This window comes from Nocardioides sp. IC4_145 (genome assembly GCF_011250565.1).
Classification (GTDB): Bacteria; Actinomycetota; Actinomycetes; order Propionibacteriales; family Nocardioidaceae; genus Nocardioides.
Map to the genome: position 1 here is coordinate 1 of NZ_JAANMS010000004.1, position 10,834 is coordinate 10,834.

10 protein-coding genes are annotated in these 10,834 nt (G+C 69.5%); 8 read left to right on the plus strand and 2 right to left on the minus strand.

Going from position 1 to position 10,834, the window contains the following annotated elements; all coding sequences use genetic code 11:
- Positions 1 to 65 precede the first annotated feature (65 nt).
- The 4 genes from G6553_RS03120 to G6553_RS03135 are packed head-to-tail and all read left to right on the plus strand — an operon-like array spanning position 66 to position 5,083.
- Positions 66 to 3,326, plus strand: coding sequence for a LysM peptidoglycan-binding domain-containing protein (locus G6553_RS03120; protein WP_166189103.1), 3,261 nt, complete (start codon positions 66 to 68; stop codon positions 3,324 to 3,326).
- Positions 3,327 to 3,348: 22 nt separating this feature from the next.
- Entirely contained in the window at positions 3,349 to 3,624 is a 276-nt protein-coding gene (locus G6553_RS03125) for a hypothetical protein (RefSeq protein WP_166189104.1), read from the plus strand.
- Positions 3,621 to 4,184, plus strand: coding sequence for a hypothetical protein (locus G6553_RS03130; protein ID WP_166189106.1), 564 nt, complete (start codon positions 3,621 to 3,623; stop codon positions 4,182 to 4,184). Before G6553_RS03125 ends, G6553_RS03130 begins: the two co-directional genes overlap by 4 nt.
- The gene (locus G6553_RS03135; protein ID WP_166189108.1) at positions 4,178 to 5,083 is read left to right on the plus strand and encodes a hypothetical protein; all 906 of its coding nucleotides are present in this window, start codon (positions 4,178 to 4,180) and stop codon (positions 5,081 to 5,083) included. Before G6553_RS03130 ends, G6553_RS03135 begins: the two co-directional genes overlap by 7 nt.
- Positions 5,084 to 5,360: 277 nt before the next feature.
- On the opposite strand, the gene G6553_RS20620 is transcribed toward G6553_RS03135, so the two are convergent.
- Positions 5,361 to 6,200: a hypothetical protein gene (locus G6553_RS20620; protein ID WP_207619302.1), complete on the minus strand. Its 840-nt coding sequence runs from the start codon at positions 6,198 to 6,200 to the stop codon at positions 5,361 to 5,363.
- A gap of 286 nt (positions 6,201 to 6,486) precedes the next feature.
- Here G6553_RS20620 and G6553_RS03145 point away from each other — a divergent pair, with 286 nt between their 5' ends.
- Positions 6,487 to 7,260 (plus strand): phage Gp37/Gp68 family protein, encoded by a 774-nt coding sequence (locus G6553_RS03145; RefSeq protein WP_207619303.1) that lies wholly within the window; start codon positions 6,487 to 6,489, stop codon positions 7,258 to 7,260.
- Here the strand turns inward: G6553_RS03145 and G6553_RS03150 are convergent.
- Positions 7,257 to 8,366, minus strand: coding sequence for a three-Cys-motif partner protein TcmP (locus tag G6553_RS03150; RefSeq protein ID WP_166189110.1), 1,110 nt, complete (start codon positions 8,364 to 8,366; stop codon positions 7,257 to 7,259). The genes G6553_RS03145 and G6553_RS03150 overlap by 4 nt on opposite strands.
- A gap of 369 nt (positions 8,367 to 8,735) precedes the next feature.
- Here G6553_RS03150 and G6553_RS03155 point away from each other — a divergent pair, with 369 nt between their 5' ends.
- The 3 genes from G6553_RS03155 (at position 8,736) to G6553_RS03165 (ending at position 10,817) form a co-directional block, all read left to right on the plus strand.
- On the plus strand, positions 8,736 to 9,689 hold the full coding sequence (locus G6553_RS03155) for a hypothetical protein (RefSeq protein WP_166189111.1): 954 nt from the start codon (positions 8,736 to 8,738) through the stop codon (positions 9,687 to 9,689).
- Positions 9,690 to 9,750: 61 nt separating this feature from the next.
- Complete coding sequence (locus G6553_RS03160; RefSeq protein WP_166189113.1) at positions 9,751 to 9,972, plus strand: hypothetical protein; 222 nt, start codon at positions 9,751 to 9,753, stop codon at positions 9,970 to 9,972.
- Positions 9,969 to 10,817, plus strand: a complete 849-nt coding sequence (locus tag G6553_RS03165; protein WP_166189115.1) for a hypothetical protein — start codon at positions 9,969 to 9,971, stop codon at positions 10,815 to 10,817. Before G6553_RS03160 ends, G6553_RS03165 begins: the two co-directional genes overlap by 4 nt.
- Positions 10,818 to 10,834: the final 17 nt, after the last annotated feature.

The following is a 10,834-nucleotide window of genomic DNA, read 5'->3' on the forward strand; positions in this document are numbered from 1 at the left end:
GACACGATGCAGGTCACCGGGGAGGCGTCCGCGCGGCTCATCCGCGCCGAAGGAGGCATCGAGAGATGACCACGCCCACCCATCCCACCCTGGGCCAGCGGCTCACCGGCCTCGCAGCCTCGGTCGCCGTACTCGGCATCGTCCTCGGGCTGCCCGCACTATTCCTCGCGATCGGTGCCAGCCCAATCCCGGACCACGTCCCGACCCTGGACGGCATCAAGAACGCGCTCATGGCGCCCGACGACGGCACCCTCGTCCTCGGCCTGTTCAAGGTGATCGGCTGGGTCGCGTGGGCCTTCATGGCGCTGAGCCTGGTCGTGGAGGCCATCGCACGGCTCCGCAAGGTCCAGGCGCCCCAGCTGCCGGGCCTGGGCCGGCCGCAGGCCGCAGCACGCGGCCTCATCGGCCTCGCCGCTCTGCTGTTCATCGCCGCGCCCATCGCCGCCCAGCCAGCCACGATCACCACGGCCGCCGCGGCGCCGGTGACGGTGGGACATGTCAACGCCGGTGCCGCCGACCAGGCACCCGCCCAGCAGGACGTCAAGGTCGAGACGAAGCAGGAGCGCCAGCGCAGGACCGTCGACCACGCTGTGAAGCCGGGGGAGAGCCTGTGGTCGATCGCCGAGGACCACTTCGGCGACGGTGCCCGCTACAAGGAGCTCGTCGAACTCAACCGCGACCTCCTCGGCGCGCAGCCGAGCTTCCTCGAGCCCGGTTGGGTACTAAAGCTGCCCGCGCTCAACGGCGGGGCACCGGCGCACGACTACACGGTGCAGCCCACCGACACCCTCAGCGAGATCGCCCAAGAGCAGCTCGGCGACGCCGACCGCTGGCCCGAGATCTACCAGGCCTCCACCGGCATCACCCAGCCCGGCGGGGCCCAGCTGACCGACCCCGACGTCATCGACGTCGGCTGGAAGCTCAACATCCCCGGCGCCGAGCAGGGGGGTAGTCACGACGACACCCGGCACCAGCAGCCGCGCGACGTCGAGCCCGAGACGCCCGCCAGCCCCGAGGACCAGCGGCCCGTCGACCCGCCGGCCGAGGAGGAGCCGCCGGTCGCCCACGAGCCTGAGGTGCCCGAGGTACCCGAGACGGCCGTGCCCGACGCGCCGCCCCAAGCCGAGGAGCCGGCGGCGCCGGCCGCCGACGTCGACCAGGTCGACGACGCTGACGACTCGATCCTCGACGCGCCGTGGGTCCTCGCCGGTCTGACCGGCGGGGGCGTCCTGCTGTCCGGGGCGCTGCTCACGGCCCTGCGGTCCCGCCGCCGCGCCGGCTACCGGAACCGGACGCCCGGCCGCGCGATCGCCGCGCCGCCTCCGGAGCTCGCGCCGGTCGAGATGACCCTGAACGCCACCGGTGCCGCGGCCGCGGCGACCGTGGAGTTCGCGGACGAGGCGCTGCGCCGCCTCGCGGCCGCCGTCGGCGCGCAGGGCACCACGATGCCGCCGCTCGCTGCCGTGGAGCTCGGGCACGGCAAGTTGACCCTGCACCTGAGCGCACCGGCCGCAGTCCCGGCGCCCTGGGTGGGCAGCCCGGACCAGACCCACTGGCACGTCAGCACGGACACCGCCGTCGACGAGCTCGGCCCCGACACCGGCAACGTCGAGCCGCCCTACCCGCTCCTGGCCACCATCGGCATGAGCGACACAGGGGAGACGTGGCTGCTCAACTGCGAGGAGCTGTCCACACTCACCATTAGCGGCGACCCGACCTACGGCCGGGACTTCGCCCGCCACCTCGCCGCGCAGCTCGCCGTCAACCCGTGGTCGCGCCGCGTCCAGGTCGACTGCATCGGCGTGGCTGAGGAAGCCGTCGCCATGGACGAGCGGATCAGCTACTACCCGACCGGAGCAGCCGGGTCACCCGCGACCGCGGAAGCCCTCGCGGCCGCCGTCACCACGGTCGACCGGGCGAAGCGACACGACACCGACGTGTCCACGGCGCGCACCGGCAGCGTCGACGACGACACCTGGCCCGCCCGGATGCTGTTGCTCGACGCGGCGGCCGGAGACCCCGAGGACCTTGAGCAGCTGCTGCAGCTGGTCACCAACCACGTCGGGCAGTCCGCCACCTCCATCGTCGTCGCCGGCGAACGCCCCCACACACCGGGCGCCGTCCTGCACATGACGAACACCGGCCGCGTCGTCCTCGAGCACGCCGGCCTCAACCTCATCGCCGTCGGCCTCACCAGCGACGAAGCCCGCGGCTGCGCCCTGGTCTACGCACAGAGCGAGGTCGCCGAGGACGTCCCCGTGCCGGTCGACGAGACCGTCACCGACGGCTGGGAGGCCTACACCGACCAGTCCGGGGCACTGCGCCGCGAGTACACCCTGCCGCGCAACACCCCCGCGGACACCGTCGACGAGCCGCTGTCCTCCCTCCTGGAGGGCGACGACGAGGACTACATCCGTCAGAGCGCGATCGTGCAGGAGGACCTCGAGACGCTGGCGCCGAAGGTGCCCGAGCACGTCCGAGCCGAGGTCGAGCAGAGCGACCCCACTCTCGACCAGGACATCGCCGACTGGTTCTCGACCGACTGCGACCGTCCACGGCTCAGCCTGCTCGGTCCGGTCACCGCGCGCACCCACGGCAAGGCCCTGGCCAAGCGCAAGCCCTACTTCACCGAGCTCCTCGCGTACCTGGCCCTGCACCGCAAACACGGAGCCACCCGCGAGGAGATCGGCGAAGCATTCGGGATCACCCCCGGCAAGGTGCGCGACTACACCAACACCGTCCGCGAATGGCTGGGCACCAACCCGACCACTGGAGAGCCCCACCTGCCCCACGCCGACAAGGCCCCTGCCACCAAGCTCCGCGGCGTCAACGTCTACCAGGTCGATGACGGCCTCCTGGTCGACCTCCACCTCTTCCTCCGACTGCGCAAGCGCGGGCAGGCCCGGGGCGGCGCGGAAGGCGTCGCCGACCTCTGCACCGCGCTCGAGCTGGTCGGCGAGGCGAAGCCGTTCAGCCAGCTGCGTGAAGAGGGATGGTCTTGGCTCGTCAACGAGCCCGACCGCGTCGACCTCATGGCTTCTGGCTGGATCGCCGACGTCGCCCTCATCGTCGTCACCGAGGCTCTCGCCGCAGGCGACCTGGTCAAGGCCCGCTCCGCCGCCTACGTCGCCAACCGGGCCGACCCTGACGGCGAGAGCACCCGCCTGTGCCTGGCGCACGTCATGAAGGCCGAGGGCGACCAGCTCGAGGCCGACCGAATCCTCCGCGAGGAGATCTGCAACCGGTCCGACGACGGCGACGCCCCGCTGGAACTGTCGGAACGCACCAAGACCATCATCAGTAACCACGGCTGGCTCGCGAGCTGACTCGGGAAGGGAGCACCAGCGCATGACCACGTTCGACCAGGAGCTCACCGGCCGCTACGTCGCGGCCGGCGGCGACCGCCCCGACCTCGACGCCCGCCGCGTCGCGCGGGCCGTGTTCGTGCGCGACACCATCCGCACGCTCTACAACGCCGACAAGAGGTTCGGGATCGAACCCGCCGACAACGGCTCGCTGGCCGAGCTCGTCGACGCCGCCGAAGAACACCTCGAGCACATTGCCACCGACGTCAGCCAGCGATCAGTCATGGCGCCGCCCAACACAGGAGGAGACACCGCATGAGGAAGCACCACTCCGCACTCGGGGGAGTGGCCCTTGCCCTCGCCCTGACCCTCACGGGCTGCTCGGACGACGGCACCGACCCCGAGGCCGAGGACACTCCAACCGCCACCCCGACCGAAACGCCGACCAGCGCTTCGCCGACCCCGATGACTCCTGAGGAGAAGGCTGCCGCGCAACTGACCACCTACCTCGAAGTTCGTGACGACGCACTCCGTGCCGCGACCATCGACTTCAAGCGCCTCAACAAGGTCGCAACTGGACAGGAGTTCCTGAACCTTCAGCAGAACGTCTCTGGAATCGAGCGCTCCGGCAGCAAGGTCACGGGGGAGTACGTTCACTTGCTCGACGAGCCGCGCGACCGCGGCTCGCAAGTGCTTATCACCGACTGCGAGGACCGCAGCGGAGTCGAGCGCACGAAGGACGGCAAGCCGGTTCCCGAACCTAAGGACCCCGAGGGCAACCCCCTGCGAAACCCGGTGCCGATCGAGTACGAGTTGATCAAGCAGAAGGGCCGCTGGCTCGTCAACAGCTCAAACGTGCTTTGGGACAAGTCGTGCTAGCCCGGGCGCTCGCCGCGATCGTGGCCGCCGCATGGCTGGTCACGATTGGGGGCTCGTCGCCGGCCGCCGCTGATGGCGACCAAAACTGCCACTATGAGACCAATCCGGACACCGGTGAGGTAGTGCTCGTGTGTGAGGACCCCGGCGATGATGGCGACGAGGACAACGATCCTGGTGATGGAGGCTCGTCAACGTGCTCGTACCAAGGCAACGAGATTCCCTGCACTGGCCCAGAAGGATCGACTTGGAGCAGCGCTCACGGGTGCTACGTCGGAGAGGCGTTCCCCGCAGACGAGACCGAGCCGCCGCCCGGGCAGACCGAGGAGGACGGCGCCTGGCACGTCTGCTATTTTCCCCCGCCCGGGTCCTCGTGGGAACTGATGTGGATCGAGAACGGCACAGTGACCATCGATCCAGAGGTGCTGGCTCAACGGGCCATTGCATCGATGGACCTGGACCCGATCACGATTGGCATCGTCCCCGAGTCGGGCGCCAACCGGGTTGGTCTCGTTGGCCTGCCGGTGTGGATGTGGGTCGACAGCCCGACCGATGACACGTTCGGACCGATCACCGCGTCCGCCAGCGAAGGGCCGGTCTCGGTCAGCGCCACCGCCAGCGTCTCCAGCATCGTGTGGAACATGGGCGACGGAACCAAGGTGACCTGCACCGGCAAGGGGACGCCGTACGCCGATCACTACGGCAAGCAGGACTCCCCGACCTGCGGGCACCGCTACGCGAAGATGTCGACCAACCAGCCCGAGGGTGCGTACCAGGTCACCGCGGCCAGTCACTGGGTGGTCGAGTGGACCGGTGGCGGGCAGTCCGGAACCATCGAGTTCGACCTGGCCACCGAGCCGCTCCCGATCCGCATCGGGGAGGCCCAGGTGCTGACCCAGTGATCCTGTACTAGCCGACCGATCACCGACACAGGTCTCCGTCCTCACAGCAGGACGGGGACCTGTGTCGTTCGCTGCCCATGCGCGGCCGCAGGCACCGGGCCCCGCTGAAGTGAGAATGCTCGTGCTGCCGCTGCTGGACGTGAAAGAGCCCCAGGCGTCTCGGGTCACCTGGGGCTCGCGAGAAGTAGAGCATGGGGTGGCTCGCCTGCGCAGATGAATAAGACAACGCGCGAACCTAGACCTTAGGGATCACGGGTTGGGGTGACAGCGGGCCCAGTCATGTGACTTGGGTGCCGCCTTCCTGGCGGTCGACGAGGCGGGGACCCGGGCCAGCGCCGCGCCGACCTGGCTGTCCCGGCGACAGGAAGCCGCGCCGTCGTGCGGTGCCGATCCAGTCCCGCACGGTCGGCTCGGGGCGCCCGAACTTCGTGGCGAGCCGACCCGTTAGCCCAGGCCCGTCGGCGGCTTCCTGGAGGTACGCGCGCGCTACGTCCTCGAGCAGCGTGTCCGGTAGGCCCGGTCGGCCGCGGCGCTTGCCTGCGGAAGAGCTCGTCGCAGTCTCCAATGCGCTGAGTTCCTCGGGCAGGAGGTCCTCTACCGCGATGTCTCGCCGGCCGTCGAGGCCGAGCTGGGTGACGCCCTCACTACGCCAGTCGTCCTGGGCGAGAGTCGCCTGAGCGCGAGCGACGATCTTGCCGAGAGGGATGCGGCGAAGGAGATCGCTCGTGACGAGCTGGCCCGGCTCAGTGCCGGGATCATGGTCGGTTGCAGCGCGGTCCTCGTCGCCACCATCCTCGTATCTCCAGGTCAGTTTGAAGAGCTCGAGTTCCGCAACCTCCAGGCCGCGGCCGCGGTTGACCAGGATCCCGTAGACCCGGACCGGGAGGTCTCGCGACGTGTAGACGAAGTCCGCCACGTAGCCGGCGCCGCGCGCGCGGATCTTCATGTAGAGCTCGAGGCGATCCGGCGCCGGCGCGTCGCCGGGAGAGTCAAAGCCGGGATCGAAAAGAGACTGCTTGAACAGGTCGTACATCTGGCGCGTCCGCGTGAAGTCGTACGACAGGTCGCGGACCTCGAGGTGGTCGTCGGGCAATTGATCGGTGGCGTTCTCGGTCATGGTCTCGACGGTAGGCCAGCAGGGCCGCGAACCGTACGGAAAAACCGTCTGACTTGCGAAGCTCGATTAGTCGTACGCCTGCTGCTGTCGCGGCTGGCACGGAAGAGGAGGCAGGCCGCTGACGTAGCGCGCACCCTCGGGTGACCCCTCGCGCGCACGACGTCGCAAGAGCCGGGCATCTGCTGGGGGGCCATACAGAGTGCGCGGCGTCGCCGAGCGCCTTCGCGGAGCCGGGCCCGAGTGCTCGGCCTCCCCGACATGGTCGGTGGGTCCCACTACTGTGACGATGAGCCGCCTTTCTGAGGAGCGAACCGTGGCGACTAATAGTTCGATCGAGTGGACCGAAGTCACCTGGAACCCAGTCACCGGCTGCGACCGCGTCGCCGCGGGCTGCGACAACTGTTACGCACTGGCCCTTGCCAAGCGCCTCAAGGCGATGGGCGTCGCCAAGTACCAGAACGACGGCGACCCGCGCACCTCCGGGCCCGGTTTCGGAGTCACGGTCCATCCGGGCTCGCTCGAACAGCCGCGGAAGTGGCGGTCGCCGAAGGTCGTGTTCGTGAACTCGATGAGCGACCTGTTCCACGCGAAGGTGCCGATCAGCTTCGTCCGCGACGTCTTCGACGTGATGGCGGAGACGCCGCAGCACACCTACCAGGTGCTCACCAAGCGCGCCTCACGGCTGGCCAAGGTCGCCGACAAGCTCACCTGGCCGGACAACGTGTGGATGGGGGTCTCGGTCGAGTCGTTCGACGCCGTCGACCGGATCGACCACCTCCGTGCGACGCCGGCCGCTGTGAAGTTCCTGTCGTGTGAGCCGCTGATAACCGCGCTGCCGGCGATAGACCTCGAGGGGATCGACTGGTGCATCGTGGGTGGGGAGTCCGGTCCGCGGGCACGGCCGATGGATCCCGACTGGGTGCTCGACATCCGCGACCAGTGCATGGAGGCCGGTGTTGCGTTCTTCTTCAAGCAGTGGGGTGGCCGCACGCCGAAGGCCAACGGCCGCGAGCTCGAGGGCCGTACCTGGGACGCGATGCCGCAGCTGGCCAGCGTCTAGGCGGGGAACACCACCGAGACGCCCTCGGGGTAGGTGCACTTCCGCTGCTGCCCCGTCGCGCTGATGAGCCCCTCTCGCTGCATGGGCGCGAGGGTCTGGCGCCGAACCTGGCCGCTGTGGAAGGGCGTCTCGTCGATGACGTGGTCGACGAGCTGTTGGATCGGGACGGTCTTGCCGGCGTAGTTCTCGAGCAGGTGGTCGCGCAGCGGGCCGGTGGCGTTCTCGTCCTCGAAGAGCACGTCCTGGCCGGCGAGGCTGTCCTCGAACCGGTACTCCCCTGACGGGTCGATCTTCCACATCGCGCCCTTCATCAGGTCGAAGGCCCGCCGGTTGCGGGTGCAGAAGAACATGTAGTTCCCGATGTGCCCGGTGTCGTTGACCATCGCGAAGCTGCGGACGTGGGCGAAGTTGGCGGCCTGCTTGAGCTGCCGCTCGTAGAGGTCGTGGAGGAACTGCTGCCGTGCCGGGTCGCCGGCCGGCGGAGCGTTGCGGTACTCGTTGGTGCCGAAGAGCCGGTCGAAGTGCTTGTCGACGACGTTCGCCGTGGCGAACCGGTTGACCGAGTTGAAGTCGAAGTAGATGAACAGCTCGCACATCGGGAAGCTGACGAGTTCGGCGACTAGGTCCAGCGGCAGCCCCTTGTACCCGAACGGGTCGATGAACGCGAACGTCGGCGCCATGTTGTTGCCCTTGAGGCTGTCGAGCATCTGGCGGCCGAGCTCGTCGAAGGACTGGTTCTGCGGGTCGAGCAGGCGGACGTTGGCCGGCCACGGGTCGTTGGCCGTACGCAGCTCGCCGAGCACATCCTCCAGCGACTCGAACCGCTCGGGGTCGAGCTCGTTGAACAGCAGCACGAACTCGCAATTGGACCAGTTGGCGAAGTCCTTGTGCTCGAGCAGCGCATTGAGCACCAGGATCGGCGACCCCTCCTCACCGTGGTCGTACCTGCCGGGGCCGGCGAACGCATCGAGCACGATCGCCTTGCGCACCGACCGGCCCATGATCGGGAACCACGCCCCCAGGTAGCGAACCAGCAGGTCGTGCTTGGCCTTGGTGTGTGGCCAGCGAGTCCACCTGGTCTCCAGGCTGTCTCCTCGTCTCGGCACCGCCGACACCTCCTCAACTGACTCAGAAGGTAGATCATCTGGCAGGTCGGGAGCACGAGAACCGGCCGCCGAAGAGTGAGCGTCGCTGCGTGCCATCGGCTAACCCAATCTCTACTAGTTCAGTGTTCTTGGCGCGGCAGGTCGATCGCCTCGCTCTGGCTTGCAGCTCCACAACCGCGCACAAATAGGCCCCGCGTCACCCTGGTCAAGAAGTTTCTGCAACTTTCGGGGGGACGCCCTCTGACCTGCGGAAACGCGCGTCCCCCCTCTGTGTCCCCCCTCCAAATCGGGGGGTTGAGGGGACGGATGCGGGGACGCCCGCTCGCGACCTTTCTGCCGTGCACAGCCACGGACGAAAGGAGCGAGTCGATGAGTGTGGGTGACCATCTCGGCCTCGACGACAACAGCGAACTGCTCGACCAGGCCCGCCAGAAGTGGCCAGCTTGGGTGGCCGCGGATCCGCGGCTTGGAGTCGTCGAGGAGTTCGACGACCTCCGGGCCTGGCTGCCCTCGGTGGACAGCGCAGCCTCTGACGCGGTCCTCCTGGCGCTGGCCATGCTGGCGGCTCCCGATGGCGGCGACGACATCGCCGCCGCGGCCGCGCTCGCCAAGTGCCTGCTGCCCGGCGCGTGCCGGCTCGCCGGCTGGCTGAGCACCCTCCCTCCCCGCGAGGTCTTCCGCGACAGCCAGCCCGTCGCGGCAGGCTCCTGGTCGGCCGTCGAGCGGATCGACGAGCTCGTGGCCTCCCAGCTGTGGATCGAGGTCCGGACTTTCAAGTGGCGCCGGCTGCACAAGGTCGCCGCGAACATCCTGATCAACACCCGCGTCGGCGTCCTCCGCGAGGTCGGGGACTTCTTCTACGTCTCCCGGGCCGACCGCACGTGGGCGAACACCACCCTCGTGGAGTCCTTCTCATCCGGCGACTTGGCCGACGGCGACGCAGGAGCGTGGAGCGCCGCCGCTATGCCGACCGAACGGGTTGCCGGCGCCCTGTTCCACCGTCCCGAGATCCTCGCCGACGCCGGTCCGGAGCAGGAGGAGCCTTCGGCTACCGAGGAGCTGCTGGAGCTGCTGGCGTGGGCCTGCGAGAACCAGGTGATCAGCCCGGCCGACCGGTACCTGCTGCTGTGCCTGGTCGACGAGGCCGACCGGGTCGAGACCCGCAACCTCGCCCGCGGCTACGGCGGTCTGCTGAGCAACGAGGTGTCCAGCCGGGTCGCGCCGCGGGTCGGGGTGTCCGAGGCAACCGTCCGTCGCCACGGCTCGCGCAGCATGCGCGCCCTCGCCGCGGCCGCCCCGAGGAAGTTCGGCCATGACGAATGAGCGCAACCGTGATCGCTCCCACCGCCCCACGACACATAGGCGACTGGAGGTGGTGAAGCCCATGACAAACACCCAGGACGACCGCGAGCGCCGGACGCCGAAGAAGATCGCCGAGCTGTTCGCGATCGCCGGCCGCGAGACCGAGGCGATCGAGCAGCTCACCGGCTGCGTCGCCCAGCTGCACGAAGTCCAGGCCGCCAAGGCGCAGCTGGCAAGCCTGACCCCGGCTGAGGTCCGTGCCGCGCTCGAGTTCCGCCGCGGCGGCATCGGGGAGGCCAAGTGAGCACCCAGACCTCAAGCCGCCCGGTCGGCGTCGACGAGCTCAAGCGAGCCTGGGACGCCGTGAACGCCGGCGAGTTCCGCACCGGCGCCGGCGCCAGCAAGGGACCCCGCGGCCGCGGCACCGCCGCCGCGGACGACTGGTCGCCAGCCGCGGGGGAGCACACCATCGCGGTGATCGGATGCGCCGGGTCGGTCGGAGCCAGCACCATCGCCCTGGCAGCCGGCCTGGCCGCCGCCGGCCCGGTCCGGGTGATCGAGTGCTGCTCGGTCACCGCCTCTGGTCTCGCCGCCGCAAGCACCGCCGAGCTCGGCCTGCACCCGACCGACTGGCGTCAGGGCAAGCGCGACCACGTCCTGCTCGAGCGGGCCAGCGAGGTCCTCGCCGGCGTCGACGAGATCCCGCTGCCGATCGACGCCGAGAACGAGACCCAGCTGACCATCCTCGATGTCGGCTGGGAAGCCGGCCAGCTGCTGGCCACCGACTGCTGGCTCGCCGAGGCCGTCCGCACCGCCGACCAGGTCGTCCTGGTCACCACCGCCACCGTCCCCGGGATGCGCCGCGCCTCGGTCGCCCTCGAGCTGCTGGCCAACCATTGGCAGCCCGAGCAGATCGCCCTCGCCGTGCGTGGGCCGCGCCGCAAGAAGTGGCCCCGGGGCCTCGAGCACGCCGGCGGCCCCGCCGTACGCCGCGCCCTGGTCGCGGACCGGTGCGTGGAGATCCCCGAGGACCGCGAGCTCGAGGTCAACGGCCTGGACTCCCGGCCCGTCCCGGCCCCCCTCATCTCGGCAGCCCGTCAGCTGCTCGAGCCCGCCCACCTACCCACCGACACCAGCGAAAGCGCCTGACCCGCGCCGGGTCAGCA

Excerpts from the sequence above, each read along its gene's own strand:
- G6553_RS03120 (WP_166189103.1), top strand. The coding sequence starts at position 66 with ATGACCACGCCCACCCATCCCACCCTGGGCCAGCGGCTCACCGGCCTC.
- G6553_RS03125 (WP_166189104.1), top strand. The coding sequence starts at position 3,349 with ATGACCACGTTCGACCAGGAGCTCACCGGCCGCTACGTCGCGGCCGGC.
- G6553_RS03130 (WP_166189106.1), top strand. The coding sequence starts at position 3,621 with ATGAGGAAGCACCACTCCGCACTCGGGGGAGTGGCCCTTGCCCTCGCC.
- G6553_RS20620 (WP_207619302.1), bottom strand. The coding sequence starts at position 6,200 with ATGACCGAGAACGCCACCGATCAATTGCCCGACGACCACCTCGAGGTC.
- G6553_RS03145 (WP_207619303.1), top strand. The coding sequence starts at position 6,487 with ATGAGCCGCCTTTCTGAGGAGCGAACCGTGGCGACTAATAGTTCGATC.
- G6553_RS03155 (WP_166189111.1), top strand. The coding sequence starts at position 8,736 with ATGAGTGTGGGTGACCATCTCGGCCTCGACGACAACAGCGAACTGCTC.
- G6553_RS03160 (WP_166189113.1), top strand. The coding sequence starts at position 9,751 with ATGACAAACACCCAGGACGACCGCGAGCGCCGGACGCCGAAGAAGATC.